The organism is Paeniglutamicibacter sp. MACA_103 (assembly GCF_045798555.1).
Classification (GTDB): Bacteria; Actinomycetota; Actinomycetes; order Actinomycetales; family Micrococcaceae; genus Paeniglutamicibacter.
Genome location: NZ_JBIXLN010000004.1, coordinates 61,786 through 86,699 on the forward strand (window position 1 = coordinate 61,786; position 24,914 = coordinate 86,699).

Below are 24,914 nucleotides of genomic sequence, written 5' to 3' on the forward strand. Positions count from 1 at the left end.
GCTAACGCCGAATTGGGCCGGCCGCGAACGTGGCGCTGGCCGGAAAGTCTGGCACCCTTAAAGAACTATGCAGCAGCTACCGTCCCCTCAGGTCCTCACCGATATTTTGCCCCCCGTCATCTTTGAGCTGGGGCAGCGGTTTGTCGATTCCGGTTTCGAACTCTCCCTGGTGGGGGGCCCGGTGCGCGACCTCTTCCTGGGCCGGGTGTCCCCGGACCTGGACTTCACCACCAGCGCCTCCCCGGATGAAACCCTCGCGGCGGTGGCCGGCTGGGCCGATGCCACCTGGGAGGTGGGACGCGATTTCGGCACCATTGCGCTGCGCAAGGGCGAGCACACCATCGAGGTGACCACCTACCGGGCCGACGCGTACGATCCTTCCTCCCGCAAGCCCATCGTGGCCTTCGGCGACAAGCTGGAAGACGATCTCTACCGCCGCGACTTCACCATGAACGCGATGGCGCTGCGCCTGCCGAGCCTGGAGCTGGTCGATCCGTACAACGGCGCCGCCGACCTGGCCGAGGGCGAGGTCCGCACGCCGGGGGCTCCCTCGATGTCCTTCTCCGACGACCCGCTGCGGATGATGCGTGCCGCACGATTCGCGTCCCAGCTGGGGATCGGGGTCGCGGCCGATGTCCGGGTGGCGATGACGGAAATGGCCGAGCGGATCAAGATCATCTCCGCCGAGCGCGTCAGGGACGAGCTGGTGAAGCTGATCAACGGCGTTGATCCGCGCGCCGGCATCGACCTGCTGGTGGACACGGGTCTGGCCGACATCGTGCTCCCGGAGGTTTCGGCCCTGCGCCTGGAGCTCGACGAGCACCACCGCCACAAGGACGTCTACCAGCACTCCTTGACGGTGCTGGAGCAGGCCATGGAACTGGAAAGCGCCGCGGACGGTCCGGTTCCGGGCCCCGATTTCACTTTGCGCTTCGCCGCACTGATGCACGACATCGGCAAGCCGGCGACACGCAGGTTCGAACCCAACGGGGCGGTCAGCTTCCGACACCACGACGTCGTCGGCGCCAAGCAGGTCAAGGCCCGCATGCGCGCCCTGCGTTTCGACAACGACACCACCAAGGCGGTTGCCCGCCTGGTTGAGCTGCACATGCGCTTCTACGGTTACGGGGACGCCGGGTGGAGCGACTCGGCCGTGCGCCGCTACGTGCACGACGCAGGCGATTTGCTGCAGCGGCTGCATCGGTTGACGCGGTCGGATGTGACCACGCGCAACCGCAAGAAGGCCGACCGGCTCTCCTTCGCCTATGACGATCTCGAGGCACGCATCGAGGAAATCAGCGGCAAAGAGGAAATGGCGGCCGTGCGGCCGGACCTCAACGGGCAACAGATCATGGAGATCCTCCAGATCAAGCCCGGCCCCGTGGTGGGTCGCGCGTACAATTTCCTGCTGGAACGCCGTTTGGACAACGGCCCGATCGACGAAGACGAGGCAATTGCCGCGCTTCGCCAGTGGTGGGAACTGCAGCCGGAGTCAACCGAGCAATAGTCCGGGGAGTCCCTGGCAAAACCTTGCCCCGGCGTGTCGCACACAACACGCCGGGGCGAGGTTTCTCTTTTTAAAGTTTTCGCAAAATGAGTGGCGTAACCCGCGGGCAGTGTGTATCGTGGAACCTGTGATTGAGAAGTCTCAATGAGACATCGAGATCCACCAGACAATATTGGCGCCAGAACCCCTGGCATGTTCTTCCAGAAAAGGAGGTGGGAATGATGATTACTTCAAAGAATTTCGGCGGCTTCTATGTGCCCCGTCATGGCTTCGGCGGCTTTACCGCTCGAACCACTTCCCCCGCCTCCGGAACGGCGCCCTGCTAGCACTTCCCTAGCTTTTCAAAGTTCCCGAGGCTGATGAGTCATTTATCGACCAAATCCTTGAGGAACTTTCATCATGTCTACCCAGATCTCATCGATCTCCACTCAGGCTGCTCGCTCCGCTGAACTGATCTTCACCGGGCCGGAAACGCTGCATGCCCGCACCACGCGGCCCACGGAACAGGCCACCTTCCGCTCCTCCAACACCGTTGAGGGGAGGTAATCACCGTGAGTGCAAAAGACCGCAAGTCAAAGAACAAGTCTTGGCTTCAGACGCAGTTCAACCCCGATGCACGGGACCGCGAACTACGTCACCACCTTCCGATGGACATGATCTTCCGCGTGCGGTGAGTGAATTAGGATCAGGAATCCACAACGCCTGATTCGGAATTCAAGTCACTCACCCACCCAGGAGCATGACCCATGAACAAGATCGAAACCCACAGTGCAAAGCCCGCCGGCTTCACCGGCGGGCTTTGCCGCTTAAAACCGCTCCTCGACCTCTAGCCCTGGAGCACCGGCGGATGCTTAGCCAACCTGGGCACGCCAATGGCGGAGGAATGCCAGCCCTGCATGGTCGTGGATGACTTCCTGGCCTAGCCCCAGGTCCCTCGCGGTGAGCACCGGGTAGGGCTTCCCGGCCGGAATGCCGTCGCCAGGGCGCACGTCGACGTGGCTGACTCGGTGGCCGTGTTCCGCCAGCCAATCAGCCATGGCGTAGTCGGTCCGCGAATCGCCGACCGTGAACCATTCTGCGGGGACGATTCCGTCAGCCGCCAACAGCTCCAGTGTGCGCCTGGCACCGAGGTCCTTGCCCAGCTCCACCGATTCAATGTCGGTGGAGATGATGGTTGGATCCACGCGGTACGAGATTTCCTCATTCGCGTCCGGATGGCTAACCTCCAGGCGTTCAACGCCCATGCCCCCGCGGACCATCGCGTCCATGGCGGCAGAGTCGAAGTGCTCTTGGGCGCTCCGGTAGTCGCGGTTCTCCGCATCGATGTTCTGTTCCACCGAAACCATGGCTCGTTTGGTCTCGTCGAAGAACATGTGTTCATCGAAAGCGGAGGCCACCAGCTCTCGAATCTCATCGGAGTAGTGCCCGGGGACCGCGAGCTCGTGATCCACGTGTACTTCTCCGGCGCCGGTTGCGTCGAAGGTGAACCACGTCGCCCCCTTTTCGCAGATGGCGTGGATCTTCAGGTTCCCGGGCATGCCCGCTGCGATCATGGGACCCATCACCTGGCGCTTGATGAACTCGTCGGAACGCCCGGTGTTGAAGACAACGGGGATTCCCGAGACGGCAAGTTCCAGCAGCAGGGAGATGATCTCCGGGGCAACATCGCGCGTCACTGGGGACGCGATGGGGCCGTCGACATCGAGAAGCAAGGCAAATGGGGGAGTTGTGGGCATGACGTCCATTCTCCCATTGCGCGGTGGAGCAACGGAACCGCTGGCCCACCGCGCCGGAAGGCCACGGGTCGACTCCCAAAAATAGTTATCCACAGATTCGATGGCACCAGTCAAACAAGCGATGGAAATTTCTAGGATGGGGGCATGATCAAGGGAAAACGGAAATATGCCGTTGCAGTGGGGTTGTGTTGCGTTGGGCTGATGATTGGTTCCTGCACCCAGGGACCGGACCCGGCCCGTGGAGGCGTTTCGGACAAGGGAGCCGTAGCGCCCGAGGCCGATGCCGCGGCGGATCTGGCCAAGAGTCGCACCCAGATGGTCGAGCCTGCCTGGAGCGTGAAGATGAAGGTGCTGGACCGCCCCCAGGTCGTCAAGGGTGTGGTGGTGGTGCTCTCCGAAGGCGCAAAGGGCCTCGAGCTGACGGGGTTGAAGGAAGCGACCGGCAAGAAACTCTGGGCTGTGCCGGTGCACCCGGGTTGGGTCCCCAGCGGCGTCAACATGGGAGTGAACCTGAGCAAGACGGCCAAGGGGAAGAACGTGGCGCTGTTCCTGCAGAAGTCGAAACCCCGCGACGGCTGGACTGGCGACGTCTGGACCATGCCGGTTGCCGTGAACATCACGTCCGGCAAGGTCGTCTACAAGGGGCCGGCGCAGGTGATCACATCCCGCCCGCAAACATGTCCGGATGGCAAGGACATGTGTTACCTCTCGATCAATCCGTACATCGATGACAAGCAGAGGATGCGGGTCGATCTGGATCGCGGAACCCAGCGCACCCTCACGCCGCGGCACAAACTGGGGGATTCCATCTTCCCGATCAGCGGCGGGGAGCTCTATGGGCACTACAGCGGCAACAAGAGCAATCTCCTGCGCCTCAAGGGCAATGACAAACTGTGGGGACTGTCGTTGGCCAAGGCCATGGGGTCGACCTACACCCCGGGCGAAGGATGGAACATTGACTACTCGGAGAAACTCGGGATCTACTCGGGATGGATCGGCCACGAATCCAAGGAGACCAAGGGCAGCAAGGGAAAAGTGATTGCCCGGGATTCGGATTTCAGCCAGGAAATGATGATTGGGCTTGACGCCAAGACAGGAAAAACCCTGTGGAAGGCCAAGGGGGCCAGCACCTTCTGCCTGCCGCCCATGGGCAGGCGGAACACGGTGCTGGAGGATGGAAAATCCTATCCGGTGAGGTGCGTATTCGATTCGGGAACACTGGAAGAAGCCGAGGGCACCAAAAGCAAAATCAAGAACGGGAAACTCCACCTCGAAGGGTTTGACCCGAAGACCGGGAAAGTCATCTGGAAGACCAAAAATTACACGGTCGCCACCGACATAGACGTCGCCCATGTGCCCGACGATGGAGGAGCAAGCCTGTTTCTGGCCAAGGAAAAGAAGCCGACGGTGCTTGACACCCGGACCGGTGAAACCAGGAACATCACGGCGGAAGAGCGCTTCCTCTGCACCAAGGGGGTCCAATACGCGAAGCCCCAGGAAGGAACGGGTGGGACGATTCTCTTCCCCTGCACCGCGGATGGCAAGGAAGCCAAGGGCGTCAGCGCCGGAGCCCTTCAAGCCCAGGACGGTGAGGGCAGCCGTGTGGTTCTGGGGTTTGCCGGGTCGGTTGTTGCCTTCCCCTCGGAACCATAGGTCAAGACCTGCTGGGATCTCGGCGGCCGGGCATTCCCGACGTTCCGAGGCGGCGGTGATAGCTTGAGGGTGTATCGAGGAAAACCAAAGCCTTGGTCTTCCTCAATCCCCCCGCCACCGGGAATCCAGATAGGGGACACACGATGACAGCGATGCCAGAGACCGACATGAGTGATCTAGCGATTGCCTCGCGGGCCGTGCTCAAGCCAATTTCCGAGATTGCCGAATCGGCGGGGATCCCCGAGGATGCGCTTGAGGCCTATGGCCGATACAAGGCCAAGATCGACCCCGCACGCTTGACAGCCCGCGGCGTGAAGCCCGGAAAAGTGGTCTTGGTCAGCGGCATCTCCCCAACGCCTGCCGGGGAAGGGAAATCCACCGTCACCGTGGGTCTGGGGGATGCGCTGGCCGCCACTGGAACCAAGACGATGATTGCCCTGCGCGAACCGTCCCTGGGGCCGATCTTTGGAATGAAGGGCGGAGCCACCGGAGGCGGTTATTCGCAGGTCCTTCCCATGGATGAAATCAACATGCATTTCACCGGGGATTTCCATGCCATCACCAGCGCAAACAACCTGTTGATGGCACTCATCGACAACCACCTGCACCAAGGCAACGCATTGGGCATCGACCCGCGTCGAATCACGTTCAAGCGTGTCATGGACATGAACGACCGGGCCTTGCGCAATATCGTGATCGGGCTGGGAGGCCCGACCGAAGGCATTCCTCGTGAAACGGGGTTTGAAATCACCGTCGCCTCGGAAGTCATGGCGGTCTTCTGCCTGGCAACGGGTCTCGATGACCTGCGTACCCGCCTGGGTCGGATGACGATCGGGTACACCTACGACGGGACCCCGGTCACCGTCGCTGATCTCGGGGCGGCCGGCGCCATGACAATGCTGCTCAAGGACGCCATCAAGCCCAACCTGGTCCAGACCATGGCCGGAACGCCGGCATTCATCCACGGCGGACCGTTCGCCAACATCGCCCACGGCTGTAACTCGGCCATCGCCACCAACACTGCCCGTTCCCTGGCCGACATCGTGGTCACCGAGGCGGGCTTCGGGGCGGACTTGGGCGCCGAGAAATTCATGGACATCAAGGCCCGCTATGCCGGATGCGAACCCGATGCCGTGGTCCTGGTGACCACCATTCGCGCCTTGAAGATGCACGGCGGAGTGCCCAAGGACGCGTTGAAGAAAGAGAACGTCGAGGCAGTCCGCAGCGGCATGGCCAATCTCGTCCGACATGTCACGAACGTCAAGAAATTCGGGGTCCAGCCGGTCATCGGCATCAACCGGTTCACGATGGACACCGAGGACGAGATCGCGATCGTCACCGAGTGGGCAGCCGCGAACGGCATTGAATGCGCCGTGGCGGATGTCTGGGGACAGGGCGGAGCCGGCGCCGAAGAGCTGGCAGCCGCGGTGTTGCGGGCCATCGAGGCACCGGGCAATTTTGCCCCGCTCTACGAACTGGACCGGCCTGTCGAGGAAAAGATCCTGACCGTGGTGCGTGAGATCTACGGAGGCGACGAAGTCGAGTACTCCGCGGCCGCCCAGCGGATGCTCCGGCAAATCCACGAAAACGGCTGGGACAATCTCCCGGTGTGCATGGCCAAGACCCAATACTCGTTCTCCGACGATCCGACGCTGCTGGGTGCCCCCGAGGGCTTCACGCTACATGTGCGCGACCTCATCCCGAAGACCGGCGCCGGGTTCATCGTGGCGATCACCGGAGCCATCATGACCATGCCGGGCCTGCCCAAGGTTCCGGCGTCCCTGCGCATGGACGTTGATGAAAACGGGCAGGCCGTCGGTTTGTCATAGGCCCCAGGTCCCGGGACGCGGCAACGCGGGCCGGAATCCGAACGGAAATTCCCGATACGAGGTTAAACGGCGAAGCCACCACGAATGCACGTGGTGGCTTCGCCGAATCGCCGAGGCGCCGGTGCGGCTGTTCCTTAGCGCTCGATGTCGCCGCGGATGAAGGCCTCGACCTTTTCCTTGGCAATGTCGTCGTTGTACTGCTCCGGCGGGGACTTCATGAAGTACGAGGAAGCCGAGAGGATCGGTCCGCCGATGCCGCGATCCAGGGCGATCTTGGCGGCGCGCACGGCGTCGATGATGACACCTGCGGAGTTCGGGGAGTCCCACACCTCAAGCTTGTACTCCAGCGACACCGGGGCATCGCCGAAGTTGCGGCCCTCGAGGCGCACGAAGGCCCACTTGCGGTCATCAAGCCAGGCAACGTAGTCCGACGGGCCGATGTGCACGTCGTCGGCGCTCAGCTCGGCCGAGGTGTTGGAGGTGACGGCCTGGGTCTTGGAGATCTTCTTGGATTCCAGGCGGTCGCGCTCGAGCATGTTCTTGAAGTCCATGTTGCCGCCGACGTTGAGCTGGTAGGTGCGGTCCAGCGTCACGCCGCGGTCTTCGAAGAGCTTGGCCATCACGCGGTGCGTGATGGTGGCGCCGATCTGGGACTTGATATCGTCGCCAACGATCGGGACGCCCGCGGCGGTGAACTTGTCGGCCCACTCCTTGGTTCCGGCAATGAAGACCGGCAGGGCGTTGACGAAGGCCACGCCGGCGTCGATGCATGCCTGTGCGTAGAACTTGGCGGCGGCATCCGAGCCGACCGGCAGGTAGCAGACCAGGACGTCGACCTGTGCGGCCTTGAGCACTGCCACCATGTCGACGGGCTCGGCGGAGGACTCGGTGATCGTCTCGCGGTAGTACTTGCCCAGGCCATCGAGGGTGTGGCCGCGCTGCACCGTGATGCCCGTGGTCGGGACGTCGGCGATCTTGATGGTGTTGTTTTCGGAGGCGTGGATGGCGTCGGCCAGGTCCAGTCCGACCTTCTTCTCGTCCACGTCGAAAGCCGCTACGAATTGCACGTCATTGACGTGGTACTTGCCGAACTGGACGTGCATCAGGCCGGGAACAGTGGCCTGTGGGTCCGCATCACGGTAGTACTCGACACCTTGAACCAATGACGTGGCGCAGTTGCCTACGCCAACAATTGCAACCCGAATCGGATTTTCCGACACATTGTCTCCTCAAAATCAAAACTTCTGGGCAGGGGAAGGCCCACCGTCCAGCACATCTACAATGCTAAGTGAGAAATCGAGACGGTTATTCCCAACGGGCTTCTTCAGTGGTACAAGCGGGTGTGCGGATCAGGTCCGAGCGCCGCGTTCGCGCCGCCACCAGCGACGGATCCGCAGCAGCGCCTCGAGCGCCGGGCGCGGCAGGGAGGTACGCACCCGTTGCCGGAAGGCGACGTCCCTGACCATGGCCAGCTGCTCATCGGAGGTGGTCAGCGTCTGGTTCTGGGCGCGCTGGGCGTAGTGGGAAAGGGCCGAGACGAACTCCGGGCCGCGGCGGTGGAAGTAGTTTTCCCGCAGCCACGCGCGATTCGGGAAAGAAAAGTGCAAGGCCGCCGCGTCATCAAGGGTTCCCAGCAGCCCGGAACCGCGGAAGACCGAGTTGAGCATCTCGTCGTTGAGCCCGAAATCGGTCAGCACCAGCACCGGCAGGCCGCGGTCGACCGCTTCCAGGGCCGCGGTGGAGGAGACGGTGAGCAGGGCGGAACCGGGAACCAGCACCCGGTCCATGGCGCCGGTCACGAACTCCACATGCCCGGACCCGACCTTTCCGGCGGCCACCAGGTCGTCCCACAGGGTGTCAAAGGGGTGCGCCTCGGCGTGGGTCTGCGGTTCCCCTGCCCGCGCCCTGAGCTTGACGAGTACGCGCACCGCCGGATTCAGCCGGGCCACCTTCTCCAGCGCCAGCAGGATCTCTTCGCGCTCCGCGCGCTGGACGGGGACCTTGGCCTGGGAGGCGAACACCACGGTGTCGATGGGCGCGGACACCGGCTGCGGGAATCCGGCGGTCTTCAGGAAGGGGAGCTTCGAGACCAGGATGTCGGGGCAGTGCCCGGTTTCCAGTTCGGCCAGGTGCGAGAACTCGCGGGCCTCGGCATGGGAATGCACGATGAAGGCGTCCGCGCTGCGCCGGTAGGCCCAACCCTTGGCGGTGGCGGGGTACGCGACGCCGGGCAACGCGGAGATGAGTGCCGCGGGGCGCGGCGCATTGGCCTTGGAACGCAGGAGCTTGGTGAAAAGCTCGCTGACAACCGGTCCGGTGGCGGCGGCAAAGATGATGTGTTCCTCCAGCGAGTCGTAGTTCAGCGCGGCGCGCGGAACTACGGGGATGTCCTCGGCCTCGAAACAGGTGCCCGCGGTGGCGGCGGCAATCTGCTCGGCGGTGGGGGCGATGGGTGTGCGCACCAGCACCACGCGGCGATCCCACTCCGGTCCGAGGGCCGAAAGCGTGGTGCAGGCCAGCTTCAGGTACGAGTCCGAGTCGGCCACCGCCACGATGCTGGGCCTGAATGAAAGGGTGTTCATGAGGTCAATAGCTCCAGGGACGAGGACAAGTGGGAACGAAGTTCTGGGGAAGCGGCCGGCTTCCACCAGTCGGAGGGGATGCGCTGGCCGATGATCCGCACCCCGGACTCGCCCAGCAGCAGCCGCAGGGAGGGCAGCGCGGTGGACGGCAACGCACGCACGACCTGGCCGCGGCGCAGGGAGCGCAGGCGCATCTCAATGGGGATGGTGTGCTCGCGGACAACGATCCGCTCATGCTCCGCGAGCCGGGCGAGGAACTTTTCGGACTCGCGGCGGTGCGGGAAGTAGGCGACGGGCTCGTCGAGCGTCAGCGAATCCAGCCACCGGAAGTACGGCTCCTGGTGGATGAGTCCGTCCACGGCCATGGCCGAGCCGACCACCACGGTGGGCTCGTTGATGCGTTCGGTCATCGGCTGGGTGTTCAGCCATTCGAAGCGGTGCGCCTCCAGGTGCCCGCCCAGTGCCAGGAACCGCTGCGCGATCCCCGGATCCACCGGGAGGGCCGTGAAGACCAGCAGGCGGCCGGCCCGGGCCAGGGCGCGCAGGCGGTACCACGTGGCGATGCCCAGGGCCCGGCGCGCCGGGTTCGGGCGGGAGCGCGGGCGCACCAGGGAGGTCGGCTCGGTGGAGACCAGCGCCTTGATGAGCCCCAGGGTGGCCAGCCCGTCGTCGATGATCACGACTTCCTCCACGGCGATGTGCCCCAGCAGGGCGCGCTGGACTCGTCCCGAATACGCATCCCCGGTCACCCAGCGCCGGGCGCCGGCGGAACCCGGCGCGGGCGGGGACGCGCCGGCCGGCGCGAACTGCACGCCCGCCGGCGCCTGGGCAACGAGCGTGGCCAGGGTGGCGTCAAGCGTGGTCGTGCCCCCGCGCGGGTGGATCCGGCTGGTGGTTCCCAGCAGCCCGGCCCCGTGCGCCTCGATGGCGGAGAGCAGCTGCAGCGGGGACTCCACCCACACCTCGGCATGGCCGAAGCGGGGACGCGCGAGGGTTGATTCAGCGGGATACACGGGAAGAAGTCTCATGCAGCTTTCGTGCCAATTTCTCGAGCGACCGGGAGCCGGCCCGCAGGGCACGGCGCTTGATGCTCCGTCCCCAGGCGCGGCGGCGGTTCGCCCGCGTCGGATGGGCCCAGGTCGGGGGCAGGTCAAGGGCGGCCAGGCGGCGACGCTTGAAGTGCGCGGCAAATCGCGAGTAGTCCACGGCCAGGAACGCCGCGGCCTCCTCGCGCAGTCCGGGCAGGTTCTGGTACTGCATGCAATAGGCGACTGCGCGCAGCAGCGGCGTCAGTTCGTCGTTCGGCCCCGCTTCCGCGGGCGTTGGGAGCTTCTGGACGAGCAGGGCATCGACGATCGAGACGGGGATGCGGTTGGAGTTCTGGTAGGGGCTCAGTTCCTGCAGCAGCTCCCCGGTGCCCACGGCGATGACGGGGGTGCCGAGCATGTACCTGGCGCTGATCAATGCCGTGGAGAAGCAGGAGATGACCACCAGCGGCTTCATGAGCGTGATGACGGTTTCGGCCAGCAGGTCGGTCTGAAGGATCCGGAACCCCAGGCCCAGGGATTCTGCGCGGGCACGCAGCTGCAGTGCGGCCGTGGGCCCCGAACTCGGGTGCGGCTTGAAGACCACTTCCGATGCCCCGGCATCTTGGGCGGCCAGCAGCATGCCGTGGTGCAGCTCGAGTTCCGCGGCCGCGTCGAGGATGCCCAGCGAGCCCAGGTACTGGCCCACCACCAGGGCGGCACCGGAGGGCAGGTCGAGCTCGGCCGGATCCACGTCCGCTGCCAGTTCGGCAAAGACGGCGGCCAGCGACTCGAGCCGAAGGACCTTGCGTTGCACCGGGGCCTCGAGCAGCAGCATGGGCTCGAGCCCCGGGACAAGGTCGATGTGGATGGTCTCACGCAGGCGCTGGAGCATCTGCATCGACTGCTTGTTGCGTGTGGGACCGTAGGACATCAGTCCGTCCGAATGCACCGAGATCGGTGCGTCGAAGAAGATCCGCGCCAGTGCCTGGGCCGGGTTGACCTGGATGGATTCGAGCACCAGGGACACCCGCTCCTCGCCAAGGCCCCAGCGGTGGCGCAACAACTTCTCGAAGAGCGGCAGCTCCTCGTTCCGGGGGTTGAATTGCCCGGGGCGACGCGGCCACAGCAGTTCGCCCAGGTCCACCACGTCGTCGAAGCGCGCGGCCAGGGCATCGAATCCCGGGTTCTCGCGCAGCGGGGTGGTGATTTCGGGCATCTGGCTGCCGTTGACCAGCACCAGGACGCGGCGCTCGGCGTCCGGGAGCAGGCCCGCATCCACCATCGCCGCCAGCGAGACGACCTGGAAGTAGGCGGAGGCCTGGATAAGTTGGATCATTTGCTTTCCCCCTTGGCCGCGGCGGATGGCCGCAGGCCGGTCAATGTCTTGCGGCGCTTCGCGTCGAGTTCGGCCAACCCGTCATCCAACAGCGGCGCGGGCATCGCTGCGAGCCGCTCCGCGATGCCCGCGCGCAGGGCCTGGCGCAGGGCGGGAGGGAACTGGTCCGAGCGGCCCAGGTGGTGGCAGGAGATGGCAAGGAACTGGCGCAGTGCCTTGGGTCCGTGGGCCTCGTGCGCCGGGTCGCTCAGCACCATGTCCAGGATCCCGGCGAAGGCGCGAAGGAAATCCAGCTGGCGGTCGTCGAAGACCTGGGTGAGGGAGGCGGGAAGACCGCGGCGGTAGAAAACCCCGTGGGCGTTGAGTACCGCGTAGCTTTTTGCGTTGAGGGCGAGCTCCCAGAACCAGGGCCGGTCCTCACAGGTGCGCAGCTCCTCGTTGAAGCGCGGCGCGGCGGACTCCAGCACCTCGGCGCGGTACATGCCCGCCCAGACCAGGGGGTAGTCGATCATGGTCGCGGTGTGGATGGGGGAGATGTCGTCGGCCGGATCCAACACGACGTTTCGGTTCGCCTGCGGCGCGCGGTACAGCGTCCGGTTTCCGCCGGTGACGCGGACGTGGTCGCAGCGCACGTAGTCCACGTCCAGTGCCTCAAGCCCCTCGGCCAGCTGCGCGAGGTGGTTGGGGGCAAACCAGTCGTCGGGATCCAGGAACACCACGTATTCGCCGCTGGCGTGCTCCAGCCCGGTGTTGCGGGCGGCGGACACCCCGCGGTTGGTCGGGTGCGTGATGATCTTCAGGCCCGGGATCCGTGCGCCGAACTCCGCGGTGATCGCCGCGGTGGCATCGGTGGATCCGTCATCGACCACCAGGACTTCCAGTTCCCGTCCCTTCAGTCGTTGACGGGCCAGGGACGCCAGGGTGTCGCCAATGAAATCCTGCTGGTTCATCGCGGGGATGATGACGCTGATGCGCCCGGGGATGCGGGACGTGGCGGGAGGAAGCTCGGTGGTGGAAGGCATGGGGATCTCGGGGTGGTCCTTAAGTCTGGGGAAGCCGGTCGGCGGCGTTTTGGCCGCCTCATGCCGTTGGGGTGCCCGCCGGAAGGCGGACACCCCAACGGTCCTGAAACTATGCGAGGAATGCTACAGCTTAGGCATCAACGCGGCGCAGGCGGGACAGCGGTGCCAGCTCGCCCGGGAAGACCTTCTTGACGCCGTCGCCCATGGCCTGCTCCAGGATGCGGATGTCGCGGATCAGTGCCTCGAAGCCCTTCGGCTCCAGCGAGGAGGCCTGGTCCGAGCCCCACATGGTGCGGTCCAGGGTGATGTGGCGCTCGACGGTGACAGCGCCCAGGGCGACGGCAGCCAGCGAGATCTGCAGGCCGCGCTCGTGGCCCGAGTAGCCGACCGGAACCTGGTAGCGCTCCTGCAGCGTGGTGATCATGCGCAGGTTGGCCTCCTCGGGAGGCAGCGGGTAGGTGGAGGTTGCGTGCATCATGACGAGCTTGTCGGTGCCGAGGGTCTCCACGGCCTTGTCGATCTGCTCGATGGTGGACATGCCGGTGGAGAGGATGATCGGCTTGCCGGTCTCGGCCAGTGCCTTGAGCAGCTCGATGTCGGTGACCGAGGCCGAGGCGACCTTGTGGGTCACCGCGCCCTGCTCTTCCATGAACTCGACCGAGGGAACGTCCCACGGGGAGGCGAAGGCGTGCAGGCCCTGCGCGGCGGCGTAGCGGATCAGTTCCTTGTACTGCGCGGCATCGAACTCGACGCGGTAGCGGTAGTCCAGGTAGGTCATGTCGCCCCACGGGGTGGAGCGGATCTTGTCGCGCATGTCCATCGGGGTGGAGATGTCCGGGGTGCGCTTCTGGAACTTCACGGCGTTGGCGCCGGCCTTGGCGGAGACATCGATGAGCTGCTTGGCGATCTCCATGTCGCCGTTGTGGTTGATGCCGATCTCGCCGATGACGTAGACCTGCTGGCCGGCTCCCAGGAGCTGCTCGCCGATGGCGACGGGTGCGGTTTCGGTGGTGGTGATAGTCATGGGGGACTTGCCTTTCATCGTTTGCCGGACCGTTCGGGTTGGTTATGTGAGGGTCGCGGCGAGGATTGGTGGAAAACTATGGGGCCTAGTGGACCAGGGATGGTTCCAAGGGGCCGGATGCCGGGGCGGAGGCCGCCACGGTGTTTTGGATGGTGATGCCGGCCAGGATGAGGTCGGCCGCCTCGCGCACCGCACCGAGGCCGCCGGGCCGCGAGAGGCGGTGGCGGGCCGCCGGGTGGACGGATTCGCGTGCGTCCGCCACGGTCATCGGCCAGCCGACCTGGCTCATGGCGTCCAGGTCATTCACGTCGTTGCCCAGGTAGGCGACCCGTGCCGGATCCAGGCCGCGCTCGGCCATCCATTGGTTTAGGACTGTCGCCTTGTCGTTCACGGACTGGGCGACTTCCACGCCGAGCTTGGTGGCCCGGGCGGTGACTACGGGGTTGGTTTCCGTGGACAGGATCAGTAGCTGGATCCCGGCCTCCTTCAGCAGCGAGATGCCCATTCCGTCGGAGCGGGAGACCCGCACCGCTTCGCTGCCGTCCTGGTTGAGGTAGGCGGTGTCCGCGGTGTGCACTCCGTCGAAGTCGGTGACCAGCGCATCCACGTCGATCCCCGTCACGGGCCCGGTGTGCGACAGGCGCCATGCGGCCAACTCCAGGTCGGCCTCGGTGTCGATGTCGATGCCGTGCTCCTCCGGCACCTGGGCCAGGGCCAGGGAGCCGAAGAAACGGTGTTCTGCCTCGAGAAATCCGGCGGTGTCCATGACATAGAACGCCCCGGTTTCGCGGAACCGCGGTTCGCGGTCCTGTCGGCGCGGACGCCTGGCGGCGTCGTGTCCGCTGGCGTGGGCGGCGCCCGTTTCATCGCAGCTCCAGTGGAACCCGTGGTCGGGAACCGCGGCAAAGCTGACATCCGCCGCTCCGCTGGCGACCGTGTTGATGGCCGCCTGCAGGTCGTCCGGGTCGATGACCGGCGAGGTGCATTGGATGAAGATGGTGATTTGGGGGAGTACGTCCAGCGTGCCCAGGGCGTGCAACAACACCGATTCGCTGCTTGCTGTGTCACCGGCGATCTCTGCCGGGCGGTCGATGACTGTTGCGCCGTGCTTAAGCGCTTCCGCCTTGATGTCCGGGTGGTCCGTGCTGACCACGACGTCGAGAACTGACGGCGTGGCAAACGCGGATTCAATGGCCCGTGCCAACAAGGTTTGGCCGCCGATCCTGCGCAGGTTTTTTAGCGGGATTCCCTTCGATCCCCCGCGGGCCGGGATGATGGCCAAGGTCTTCGCTTCACTGTTCGTCCTCACAACCAAAGACGCTATCGACGCAAGTCAACGAACCGACCGCATTTAGGTTAACGGGAGGCGACAACTTGGGAACCAGTCGAAGATATTGCAAATAATCCCTTGTCAGTACACTGTTTCCATGGATGAGATTAAGGATTGCCTGTCGCTCAGGAGCCTCCTTGCCGCCGACGCGCCGTCCATCGCGGGCTGGGCGCGGGATCCGGAGTTCTGTCGCGAGGCGGGATGGTCGGTGGACCTGGGGCACCGGGCGCACCTCGAATTCCAGGAGCGGATCATCTCATCGCCGCCACCCGAGCTTGTGCGCTTGGGTGCCGTCGTTGCTGGCGTCCTGGTTGGCTATGTGGATATGCACGGCAGTGAACCGGGTACGCGCGAGTTGGGTTTCCTGATCGGGGAGAGAAGCCGCTGGGGCCGTGGTCTTGGCCGTCAGGCAGCGGCCGCCGGCCTGGACTACGGTTTCGGGGAAATGGGGCTGGAGGTGATCTGGGCCGAGGTTCTGGAGCGCAACGCACGCTCGATGAGCATCCTGCGGGGTTTGGATTTCACCGAGACCGGCACGGGAGGGGAAGGTGAGTTCATGGGAGAGCCCAGCGTCTACCGCCGATTCGCGCTGGATGCCGCGGACTGGGCCTCGCACGACGGGCGATGAATTCCCTACCTATGATGGAAGGGCCGATCCATCCACAAAAGCAGGGAACAAAGTGAGTGAAGAACCGCTGGCCGATCCGCTGGCGTTAGAGAACCAGGTTTGCTTTGCGCTGTCCTTGGCATCCCGCAGCGTGGTCGCGGCCTACCGGCCGGTCCTTGAGCCACTGGGGCTGACCCATCCGCAATACCTGGTCATGCTGGCCCTCTGGGAGCATGAACCTCTCTCCATCAAGGAATTGAGCAACCTGCTCCAGTTGGATCCCGGCACGCTTTCTCCCTTGGTCAAGCGGATTGAGGCACTTGGTTATGTGCAGCGTAGCCGCAGCGCAGCCGATGAGCGGACTCTCGAAATAGTCCTGACCGAAAAGGGCAGGGATGCCCGCGAACTTGCCCTGGAGGTGCCCAAGGAAATGATGCGGCGTCTCGACATGGACGGCGAAGAACTCGTCGCTCTCCACAAGACCATGCAGAAGGTTATCGGGGCCGCCTCGAGGGCTTCCCGCTAAGGGTTTTGATATTCATCCGTAGCTACCGCCACAAGAATAATTGGTGCACCAATTATTCACTTACAATTGGACTTGAGAGAGCTGGAAGCCCGAGGAGACTCCACCCGCAGCCACGGGTGGTTTTCCCACAGAAAGAGACCGGTAACCCATGAGTGACAAAAGATTGCCCATCGTCGAGGACACCACGGGACTGAGCCGCACCTACCGCGCCCTGTGGCGCTTGCAGTTTCTGGGATATTCCGTTTTTGGGCCCGCGGACCAGCTGCCGCACCGTGATCCGCGAGAACGCCTGAAGCGGGATCGTGCCCGGAAGGTGCTGAACGCCCACGAAGCGGCAGGGACCCAGGCTCCCGATGAGGTCATCGCGACAGCGCAACGCTGATCCAGCACATCTCGACTGATACAAAGTCGCCATAAAGGGCAATCTCCCCCTACCGGGACATTGCCCTTTGTTGTTCCTGGTGGGCTCCTCCGGCTGGTTTTGCCCTGGTGGGACCGCCTTGCGTACCCGCAAGCCGTGTGTTTTCCCCTGTCCGGGGCGCACGTTTTTGTGGCCGGCGTTGAGGAAACGCACGAACGATCAAGGTTTCGGCAAGATCGGCAACAGGGTCGCTTGAGCCGATTGCGGAAAGCTTGGCGGAAGCCTGCGGAAAAACCGATCTCCATCTTGTGTTTCGACGTGCACAGTTGACCTTGCACCGGTCGCTGGGGCCGGCGCAAGACTTTTGAGGATCGACATCATGAACAAGATGGCCAAGGGAACTCTTGCAATCGGCCTCGGCGTGGCACTGCTGCTCGGAGGCGGCGGAACGCTCGCCGTTTGGAACGCCTCCGTGGACACGCCGGCAGGGACCATCGCATCGGGCGACCTTCAGCTGACTGCGGGCGCTGGAACCTGGACCAATGGCGCGGGCACGGCGATCCAGCTTGATTCCTACAAGGTCGTCCCGGGCGACGAGCTGCGCTTCACGCAACCCGTCACCGTGAAGCTGGACGGAGATCTGATGAGCGCTTCGCTCACCCTGACGAACAGCTTGGCCTCGGCCGCCTCCTACCTCCAGGTCGGCAGTGCCACCCTGAAGGATCCAAGCGGAAACATTGTCACCGCCCCCCTTAACGCCGGCTCGGACGGTGATTACACCGCCTCGGTCAGCGTGAAGTTCCTGGAATCCACCACCGGGACCGTGGGGACCAAGGCGAGTAACGCCCTGGGAAGCATCGGCTTCAAGCTGGAGCAGATCGCGCCCGGCACCCCTTCCCCATAAGAAGCGGGCAGCACGAGGAGCACCGAATGGGCACCAAAACCACGCTTGGGATGGTTGCGATCTTGGGGGTCGCAACCATCCTGGCGCTGTTCACGGTGCAGGGAACCCTGGCCATGTGGAACCAAACGGCCACCTCGAAATCCCAGGTCGTCACCGGCGCCGACTTCTCACTGACAGTCAAGGCCTCCGGTGCCACGGCCCAACAGCTCTCGGTTTCAGGGCAAACCGTGACGATTCCCGGTATCACCGGAATGCTCCCGGGAACGACTCGCACCACCGCCGTCACGCTCACCAATTCAAGCAACGCCGGAAGCGGGACCTTCCGCATCGGGGTGGTACCGGGCCGGCCAACAACAACCGGGGCGCTGGCGTCACATATCGCCACCGACCTCTACGGGGTCCAAGGCACGGATTGCACCGCGACCCGAGTTTCCACGGCGATGGAGCTGGGGCAGGACCAAAATGGAACCCTCTGCCTGAGCGTCTCACTGAGCGCCAACACCCCGGCAACCCTCGGGGGAGCGGAAGCCGGCATCGGTTTCAACCTCAACGCCACCCAGCTCCAGTAACCCTCCACGCGCCCCGCGCAGTTAGGAAAGGTCCCGATGTCCCGGCACACGGCAGAGGATTCATTTTCCCTCCGCATCATATTGCGCCGGGCCGGAACCGCATTGAGCTTCGTCAGTCTTGTGGCCGCGGCCCTGGCTGCACTGGTGCTCGTTGCGGTCCCGCTGCTCACCGGGTCGCAGACCTACTCGGTGCTGACCAACTCCATGAAGCCGAACTACGGGCCGGGAACGCTGTTGGTCATCAAGCCGACGCCATTCGAATCGCTGAAGGTCGGCGACGTGGTGACCTACCAGCTTGCTTCCGGCCGCCCGGAGGTCATTACCCACCGCATCGAATCCATCGCCGCGGACCAGGAGGGCCACCGGACACTGGTGACCCGGGGCGACAACAACGATGTCGCCGACGACGCTCCCGTCACCGAGGTGCAGGTGCGGGGGAAGCTGTTCTACGCGGTGCCCTCCGCCGGGTTCGCGGCAAATTGGCTGGGAAGCCACGACCGCGGACTGGCGGGCAACCTCGCGGCGGCCGGACTGATTGGATACGGCGCATTCACCATCATCCGGGGTCTGCGCGCGCGCAGGCGCGACGCGGCGGTCCGCGGCCCCGGGAGCGAAAACGACGGGCGGGTGTCGGCATGAGCGCGCGCGGCAACCTCCTCCGGACACGTCAGCTGCGCACCGCGGCCATTGTCTACGCGGTCATCGTGGTCCTGGGGCTCGGTGCCACCGGCGCACACGCGCTGTGGTCGCTGAACGGGTCGGTGGCCTCAAACGCCACCGCCGGTGCCTGGGCGCCGCGGGGAGTTGACGCCGCAACGGTGACCTGCAGCCGCAAGGACGGGCCGCTGCTGGGCGATTCATACTCCGACCTGACCCTGAACTGGGGCGCGGTCGACGCCACCGGATACACGGTGCAAGCCGTGCGGAACTCGGTCACGACCACAAAAACCACATCGAACACAACGGCAACCTTGCGCCTGGACGGCGCGGCCCTGTTGGGCACCTACGTGTATGCGGTGACAATCACGCCCACGGCCTCGGGGCTCAGCGGGCCGCCGGCGCGCGTCACGGCGGAGCTGTCCAAGGTCCTGCTCGTGACCAGCGTGAAGTGCACCCCGGCCGCGTAGCGGGCCGGGACGGCTACGCGCCGATGTAGGCGGCCAGGTGCTTGCCGGTCAGCGTGGAGCGGTCGGCGACCAGGTCCGCGGGCGTGCCCTCAAAGACGACGGAGCCGCCGTCGTGGCCGGCGCCCGGACCCAGGTCGATGATCCAGTCGGCGTGCGCCATGACCGCCTGGTGGTGCTCGATCACGATGACCGACTTGCCCGACTCCACCAACCGGTCCAGCAGGCCCAGCAGCTCCTGCACGTCCGCCAGGTGCAGGCCCGTGGTCGGCTCGTCCAGGATGTAGATGCCGCCCTTGTCGCCCATGTGGGTGGCCAGTTTCAGGCGCTGGCGCTCGCCTCCCGAAAGCGTGGTCAGCGGCTGGCCGACGGTCAGGTAGCCCAGGCCCACCTCGGAAAGCCGGGTGAGGATCTTGTGCGCCGCGGGCAGCTTCGCCTCGCCGACGGCGAAGAATTCCTCGGCCTGCGCCACCGACATCGCCAGCACCTCGGAGATGTCCTTGCCGCCCAGGTGGTAGTCGAGGACCAGAGAGTCGAAGCGCTTGCCCTCGCACTCCTCGCAGGTGCTGGAGACCCCGGCCATCATGCCCAGGTCGGTGTAGATGACCCCGGCGCCGTTACAGGTGGGGCAGGCGCCCTCCGAATTCGCGCTGAAAAGCGCCGGCTTCACGCCGTTGGCCTTCGCGAAGGCCTTGCGGATAGGTTCCAGCAGCCCGGTGTAGGTGGCGGGGTTGGACCGCCGCGAGCCCTTGATCGCACCCTGGTCCACCGTGATGACACCCTCGCGCCCGGCGACCGAGCCGGTGATGAGCGAGCTCTTGCCCGAGCCGGCGACGCCCGTGAGCACCGTGAGCACGCCCAGCGGGATGTCCACGTCCACGTTCTTGAGGTTGTTGGTGTTCGCCCCGCGCACCTCGAGCGCCGAGGTCCAGGTGCGCACCGTTTCCTTCAGCGCCGCCCGGTCATCCAGGTGGCGCCCGGTGATGGTGTCACTGGCGCGCAGGCCCGCCACGCTGCCCTCGTACATGAGCTGCCCGCCGGCGGACCCGGCCTTCGGGCCCAGGTCCACGACGTGGTCGGCGATGGCGATGGCCTCGGGCTTGTGCTCGACGACCAGCACGGTGTTGCCCTTGTCGCGCAGGGCCAGCAGCAGCTCGTTCATCTTGTCGATGTCGTGCGGGTGCAGCCCGATGGTCGGCTCGTCGAAGACGTAGGTGACGTCGGTGAGCGAGGAACCCAGGTGGCGGATCATCTTGGTGCGCTGCGCCTCGCCGCCCGAGAGCGTGCCGGAGGGACGTTCCAGCGAGAGGTAGCCCAGCCCGATGTCGACGAAGGAGTCCAGCGTGTCCCCGAGCGCGCCCAGCAGCGGTGCGACCGAGGGCTCGCGGAGCCCGCGCACCCAGCCGGCCAGGTCGCTGATCTGCATGGAGCAGGCATCGGCGATGGACTTCCCGTCGATCCTCGAGTTGCGGGCGTGCTCGGCCAGGCGCGTGCCGCCGCACTCGGGGCAGGCGGTGAAGGTGATGGCGCGCTCGACGAAGGCGCGGATGTGCGGCTGCATGGCCTCGACGTCCTTGGCCAGGAACGACTTCTGCATCTTGGGGATGATGCCCTCGTAGGTGAGGTTGATGCCCTCGACCTTGATCTTGGTCGGCTCCCGGTGGAGCAGGTCATGCATTTCGGCCTTGGTGAACTTGGACAGCTTCTTGTCCATGTCGAAGTAGCCGGACCCGGAGAAGATGCGCCCGTACCAGCCGTCCATCGAGTAGCCGGGAACCGTCAGTGCCCCCTCGGACAGCGACTTGGTCTCGTCGAACAGCGCCGTGAGGTCGAAGTCGTTGACCTTGCCGCGGCCCTCGCAGTTCGGGCACATCCCGCCGGTGATGGAGAAGGAACGCCGTTCCTTGACCTTCTTTCCGGCCTTCTCGATGGTCACGGCGCCGGCGCCGGAGACCGAGGGGACGTTGAAGGAGTAGGCCTGCGGGGAGCCGATGTGCGGCTGGGCGAGCCGGGAGTAGACGATGCGCAACATCGCGTTGGCGTCGGTGACGGTGCCGACGGTGGAGCGCGGGTTCGCGCCCAGGCGTTCCTGGTCCACCAGGATCGCGGTGGTCAGCCCCTCGAGGGTGTCGACCTCGGGGCGGGCCAGGGTGGGCATGAAGCCCTGCACGAACGCGGAATAGGTCTCGTTGATCATGCGCTGTGACTCGGCGGCGATGGTGCCGAAGACCAGCGAGGACTTGCCGGAGCCGGAAACGCCGGTGAACACCGTGAGGCGGCGCTTGGGGATCTCGACGCTGATGTCCTTGAGGTTGTTCACCCGGGCCCCGCGCACGCGGATCACCTCGTGGCTGTCGGCGGCGTGCACCGGTGCTGGCGTGGTTCTCGTGGTCTCGCTGGTCATTGCATCTCCCATTCGTGCCGGTTCCGCGTCCCCGGAACCCCCGGAGCCTACCTTAGTGCCCCGCGCCCGGGACGGCTTCTTGGAAACTGCCCGGAAATTCCGTGCCCGACGGGGCGTGGCATCCGCCCGAAGGCGGGGACAAGTACCCTTGTGGAGGCCATGCACGGGGCTAGGTTCGGTACATGTCCGGTTCCCCACACCACCGCGCAGCCGAACCCCGGTGCGGAAGGATTGGCGGGAACATGCTGCTGCGCCTGCTCCATAACCACCTAGCGCCGACATGCTGGTCCGAGGTGCTGGTGCAGAAGGCCATGGCCGCGCTGCGCAGTGACAGGACCAGCTTCGTGATCGCCCAGAGGCTCCCCGCGACCCGCGACGCCGATTGGATCCTGGTGATGGATGCCGGGCGGATCGCCGAACAGGGGAGTCACGCGGAATTGCTGGCGGCCGGCGGCGCCTACCCGGAGCTTTACAACGCGCAATTCGCGCTGCCCGTCGATGACGGGATTTAGGCGCCGGTCACGAGGACTCAGCCCCACTTATCGACTCAAATTCTCCAGAAATTCCTGCTGGTGGGCATGTGTCATGAACTATACAGAAGTAGCACATGACAGGTGGACCTTTTGTGATCCGACATCCGGATCCTGCCGGGAGCTGTTGTGGACAGCAATTTATGGAACTGATGATTCCAATCCAACGATTTTGCGTGAGTAGTCAGGGGCAAGATCTAGGACAGATATGACCGGACGCCACAATGCGGGCCGACGGGCATTGATTCCCGGTCGGCCCGCTGGTGATTCTCCCAGGGTGGCTTAGGTGTGGAGGCGCCCCTGCGTCAGCTGGTGGCCGCAGGAGATCCGGGCCCCGATCTGCCGCAACAGGTCGGCCGAGAGCTCCGGGTCGCGTGAACTGTCGCGCCGAGTCATTGACTCCAGCGAGTGGATCGCCTCGATGTGGTAGTCCGGGAGTGACTTCACATCCAGGGCGTTGTGCCCGACCACCGCAATGACCGGGACAGGCCAAGCGCGGCGGGCAACGACCACTGGCAGCTTCCCGGCAAGGGTCTGCGTATCGAGCTTCCCTTCGCCGGTGATGACCATGTCGCAACCGGCCAACGCCGTCTCGAACTTGAGCAGGTCCAGGAAGAAGTCGGCTCCGGAGACCATGCGTGCGCCCAGCAACATCGCGGCGAAACCCAGCCCGCCGGCGCTGCCGGCCCCCGCCGCCCGGGCACATTCAGCGGCAGGAAGCCCGGCTTCCTCCAGTCGCAGCACCAAGTGCGCCAGTCCTGCTTCGAGCAGTTGCACCTCGGTGGCGTTGGCTCCTTTTTGCGGCCCGTACACGGCCGCGGCCCCGTCGGGACCCAGCAGTGGGTTCTGCACGTCGTTGGCGGCGATGAGGTCGACTCCGTCGAGGGGAACCAACCCGGAGTCATCGATGTACGAAATATCCTTCAGGGTGCCCCCGGAGGGAACGAAGGCGCGGTTTGAGTCGTCGAAGAAGCGCATCCCCAGTGCAGAGAGCATTCCCGCCCCGCCGTCGGTGGTGGCGCTGCCGCCCAGGGCCAGGACCACCTGGCGGGGCCCGTGGCCCAGGGCGGCAGCGATCCCCTGTCCGAAGCCGTCGCTGCTGCTGGAAAGGGGTGCCAGCGTCCCGGGGACGAGCATCTGCAGGCCCGACGTGGTGGCCACCTCGATGACGGCGGCCGTGCCGTTGAAGGCCAAGATGGCGTTGGCCGGCGTCCCGTCTGGCCCGGAGACCTGCACCGTCAGGGGAGTGAAGCCGGCAGCCAGTGCGGCCTGGACGCTGCCGTCCCCGCCATCGGCCAGCGGCAGGAAACGGCATTCGACATTGCTGCCGCCGGGTCCGGACCCCAGTCCGGCCGCGAGTGCGCCGGCCGCCTCGGAGGCGTTGAGCGATCCCTTGAACTTGTCCAGGGCCAACAGGATCCTCATCGTGCTGCTGCCCCCACCAGTGTCTCTTTGGTGGTAGCCGCTCCGTGCGACGCAAGAGGTGCAATGGCATCCGCGGCCTCGGGGGCATCGGCCCCGGCGGAATCCAGTGGCGGGACATCCTCGCCGTTGAACACCCGGCGGACCCTCTCGATGTCCAGGGATTTGTCCCACCAGGCGATGAAGAGGGTGGCGACCGCGTTGCCGCAGAAGTTCACCAGGGCGCGGCACTCGGACATGAACTTGTCGATGCCGAAGATCAGCATGATGCCGGCCGCCGGGATGGTTCCCAGGGTGCTCAGGGTCGCGGTCAGGGCGATGAAACCGCCGCCGGCCACGCCGGCCGCTCCCTTGGAGGTCAGCAGCATGACCGCGAGCATGCCCAGTTGCTGGCCGATGGTCAGCTCCGTGTTGGTGGCCTGGGCGATATAAACCGCGGCGAGCGAGAGGTAGATCGCGGCGCCGTCGAGGTTGAAGCTGTATCCGGTGGGCACCACCAGGCCGACGGTCTCCTTCTTCACCCCGGCATGCTCGAGCTTCTTCATGAGCCCGGGCAGCGCCGGTTCGGCGGTCGAGGTGCCCAGGATGAGCAGGAGTTCTTCCTTGAAGTGCCTGAACATCTTGAAGATGTTCAGGCCCAGGAAGGCCATGATCCCGCCGAGGAACACGATGACGAAGACGATGGAGGTGCCGTAGAAGAGCAGGATCAGCCAGCCGAGGCTGGAGAGGGTTTCCACGCCGTACTTGCCGACGGCGAAGGCCATGGCGCCGAAGGCGCCCAGTGGTGCGGCCTTCATGATGAAGTTCAGGACCTTGAAGACGATGGCGGTCAGCCGCTGGACCATGTCCAGGATCGGGGCCCCGATCTTGCCCACGGCGTTCAGCGCGATGCCGAATACGACGGCCATGAAGATGATCTGCAGGATGTCGCCCTCGACAAACGGGGAGGCCATGGAGCCGGGAATGATGTGGGTGAGGAATTCCCACCACTGCTGGTTTTCGCCTTTTTCGATCAGCTCGGCCGCCTTGCCCGTGGTCTCGATCTGGCTCGCATCGGCGTTGACGCCGTCACCCAGGCGGAAGATGTTGATCGCGACCAGGCCCAGGAGCATGGCGCAGATGGTGCCGATCTGGAAGTAGCCCAGGGCCTTCAGCCCGGTGGCCCCGACCTTCTTCAAATCCGCGACGCTGGCGATGCCGCCGACAATCGTCAGGAAGACGATGGGGCCGATGAGCATCCGCATGGCCTCGACGAACGTCGTGCCGATCGGTTGCATGGCCTCGCCGGTTGACGGTGTGAGCCAGCCGACGAAGATGCCGGCGACGATGGCGATCAACACCCAGAAGTAAAGCTGCCGGTACCAGCGCTTGGGCGCGGGCCGATTCAGGGTGTCGCTGTGCGTGGTGTTGCCCATGATTC

General features: G+C 65.0%; 22 protein-coding genes and 1 pseudogene. 12 read left to right on the forward strand and 11 right to left on the reverse strand.

All coding sequences use genetic code 11. The features are described 5' to 3' along the window. Positions 1-67: 67 nt before the first annotated feature. Together ACIPVK_RS03005 and ACIPVK_RS03010 are read left to right on the forward strand one after the other, a co-directional pair. The gene (locus ACIPVK_RS03005) at positions 68-1,507 is read left to right on the forward strand and encodes a CCA tRNA nucleotidyltransferase (protein ID WP_407610500.1); all 1,440 of its coding nucleotides are present in this window, start codon (positions 68-70) and stop codon (positions 1,505-1,507) included. A 399-nt stretch (positions 1,508-1,906) separates the two neighbouring features. Next, positions 1,907-2,053, forward strand: coding sequence for a hypothetical protein (locus tag ACIPVK_RS03010; RefSeq protein ID WP_407610501.1), 147 nt, complete (start codon positions 1,907-1,909; stop codon positions 2,051-2,053). A 305-nt stretch (positions 2,054-2,358) separates the two neighbouring features. Here the strand turns inward: ACIPVK_RS03010 and ACIPVK_RS03015 are convergent, their stop codons facing one another. After that, positions 2,359-3,243, reverse strand: a complete 885-nt coding sequence (locus ACIPVK_RS03015; RefSeq protein WP_407610502.1) for a hypothetical protein — start codon at positions 3,241-3,243, stop codon at positions 2,359-2,361. A gap of 342 nt (positions 3,244-3,585) precedes the next feature. Here ACIPVK_RS03015 and ACIPVK_RS03020 point away from each other — a divergent pair, with 342 nt between their 5' ends. Together ACIPVK_RS03020 and ACIPVK_RS03025 are read left to right on the forward strand one after the other, a co-directional pair. Continuing rightward, positions 3,586-4,896, forward strand: a complete 1,311-nt coding sequence (locus ACIPVK_RS03020; RefSeq protein WP_407610503.1) for a PQQ-binding-like beta-propeller repeat protein — start codon at positions 3,586-3,588, stop codon at positions 4,894-4,896. A gap of 143 nt (positions 4,897-5,039) precedes the next feature. Continuing rightward, positions 5,040-6,725 (forward strand): formate--tetrahydrofolate ligase, encoded by a 1,686-nt coding sequence (locus ACIPVK_RS03025; protein WP_407610504.1) that lies wholly within the window; start codon positions 5,040-5,042, stop codon positions 6,723-6,725. A 134-nt stretch (positions 6,726-6,859) separates the two neighbouring features. Here the strand turns inward: ACIPVK_RS03025 and ACIPVK_RS03030 are convergent, their stop codons facing one another. The 7 genes from ACIPVK_RS03030 to ACIPVK_RS03060 form a co-directional block, all read right to left on the reverse strand. Then, positions 6,860-7,945, reverse strand: coding sequence for an inositol-3-phosphate synthase (locus ACIPVK_RS03030; RefSeq protein WP_407610505.1), 1,086 nt, complete (start codon positions 7,943-7,945; stop codon positions 6,860-6,862). A gap of 129 nt (positions 7,946-8,074) precedes the next feature. Next, on the reverse strand, positions 8,075-9,307 hold the full coding sequence (locus tag ACIPVK_RS03035) for a DUF6716 putative glycosyltransferase (protein ID WP_407610506.1): 1,233 nt from the start codon (positions 9,305-9,307) through the stop codon (positions 8,075-8,077). Next, complete coding sequence (locus ACIPVK_RS03040; RefSeq protein WP_407610507.1) at positions 9,304-10,335, reverse strand: hypothetical protein; 1,032 nt, start codon at positions 10,333-10,335, stop codon at positions 9,304-9,306. Before ACIPVK_RS03040 ends, ACIPVK_RS03035 begins: the two co-directional genes overlap by 4 nt. After that, the gene (locus ACIPVK_RS03045; protein ID WP_407610508.1) at positions 10,307-11,671 is read right to left on the reverse strand and encodes a polysialyltransferase family glycosyltransferase; all 1,365 of its coding nucleotides are present in this window, start codon (positions 11,669-11,671) and stop codon (positions 10,307-10,309) included. Before ACIPVK_RS03045 ends, ACIPVK_RS03040 begins: the two co-directional genes overlap by 29 nt. Continuing rightward, a complete protein-coding gene (locus ACIPVK_RS03050) occupies positions 11,668-12,693 on the reverse strand; it encodes a glycosyltransferase family 2 protein (protein WP_407610509.1) in 1,026 nt (341 codons plus the stop codon). The genes ACIPVK_RS03045 and ACIPVK_RS03050 overlap by 4 nt, the downstream gene beginning before the upstream one ends. Before the next feature lie 130 nt (positions 12,694-12,823). Continuing rightward, positions 12,824-13,717 (reverse strand): N-acetylneuraminate synthase family protein, encoded by an 894-nt coding sequence (locus ACIPVK_RS03055; RefSeq protein ID WP_407610510.1) that lies wholly within the window; start codon positions 13,715-13,717, stop codon positions 12,824-12,826. 85 nt (positions 13,718-13,802) lie between these two features. Continuing rightward, positions 13,803-15,026, reverse strand: a complete 1,224-nt coding sequence (locus tag ACIPVK_RS03060; protein ID WP_407610511.1) for a cytidylyltransferase domain-containing protein — start codon at positions 15,024-15,026, stop codon at positions 13,803-13,805. Between the two features lie 118 nt (positions 15,027-15,144). Here ACIPVK_RS03060 and ACIPVK_RS03065 point away from each other — a divergent pair, with 118 nt between their 5' ends. From ACIPVK_RS03065 to ACIPVK_RS03095, 7 genes are all read left to right on the forward strand, one after another. Then, positions 15,145-15,675: a GNAT family N-acetyltransferase gene (locus ACIPVK_RS03065; protein WP_407610512.1), complete on the forward strand. Its 531-nt coding sequence runs from the start codon at positions 15,145-15,147 to the stop codon at positions 15,673-15,675. A 52-nt stretch (positions 15,676-15,727) separates the two neighbouring features. Next, entirely contained in the window at positions 15,728-16,180 is a 453-nt protein-coding gene (locus ACIPVK_RS03070) for a MarR family winged helix-turn-helix transcriptional regulator (protein ID WP_407610513.1), read from the forward strand. Between the two features lie 148 nt (positions 16,181-16,328). Then, entirely contained in the window at positions 16,329-16,562 is a 234-nt protein-coding gene (locus tag ACIPVK_RS03075) for a hypothetical protein (RefSeq protein WP_407610514.1), read from the forward strand. A 358-nt stretch (positions 16,563-16,920) separates the two neighbouring features. After that, the gene (locus ACIPVK_RS03080; protein ID WP_407610515.1) at positions 16,921-17,445 is read left to right on the forward strand and encodes an alternate-type signal peptide domain-containing protein; all 525 of its coding nucleotides are present in this window, start codon (positions 16,921-16,923) and stop codon (positions 17,443-17,445) included. Positions 17,446-17,471: 26 nt separating this feature from the next. Further along, positions 17,472-18,014: a hypothetical protein gene (locus ACIPVK_RS03085; protein WP_407610516.1), complete on the forward strand. Its 543-nt coding sequence runs from the start codon at positions 17,472-17,474 to the stop codon at positions 18,012-18,014. Between the two features lie 36 nt (positions 18,015-18,050). Then, positions 18,051-18,653 (forward strand): signal peptidase I, encoded by a 603-nt coding sequence (locus ACIPVK_RS03090; protein ID WP_407610517.1) that lies wholly within the window; start codon positions 18,051-18,053, stop codon positions 18,651-18,653. Next, on the forward strand, positions 18,650-19,141 hold the full coding sequence (locus ACIPVK_RS03095; protein ID WP_407610518.1) for a hypothetical protein: 492 nt from the start codon (positions 18,650-18,652) through the stop codon (positions 19,139-19,141). Before ACIPVK_RS03090 ends, ACIPVK_RS03095 begins: the two co-directional genes overlap by 4 nt. A 13-nt stretch (positions 19,142-19,154) precedes the next feature. Here ACIPVK_RS03095 and ACIPVK_RS03100 read toward each other — a convergent pair whose 3' ends face one another. Beyond that, positions 19,155-21,542, reverse strand: coding sequence for an ATP-binding cassette domain-containing protein (locus tag ACIPVK_RS03100; protein WP_407610519.1), 2,388 nt, complete (start codon positions 21,540-21,542; stop codon positions 19,155-19,157). 287 nt (positions 21,543-21,829) lie between these two features. Between ACIPVK_RS03100 and ACIPVK_RS03105 the strand changes: the two are divergent. After that, positions 21,830-22,054, forward strand: a pseudogene (locus ACIPVK_RS03105) (ABC transporter ATP-binding protein); the annotation flags it as partial. A 300-nt stretch (positions 22,055-22,354) separates the two neighbouring features. Here ACIPVK_RS03105 and ACIPVK_RS03110 read toward each other — a convergent pair. Both ACIPVK_RS03110 and dctA read right to left on the reverse strand, forming a co-directional pair. Further along, a complete protein-coding gene (locus ACIPVK_RS03110) occupies positions 22,355-23,497 on the reverse strand; it encodes a glycerate kinase (protein WP_407610520.1) in 1,143 nt (380 codons plus the stop codon). After that, positions 23,494-24,909, reverse strand: a complete 1,416-nt coding sequence (dctA, locus tag ACIPVK_RS03115) for a C4-dicarboxylate transporter DctA (protein ID WP_407610521.1) — start codon at positions 24,907-24,909, stop codon at positions 23,494-23,496. Before dctA ends, ACIPVK_RS03110 begins: the two co-directional genes overlap by 4 nt. Positions 24,910-24,914: the final 5 nt, after the last annotated feature.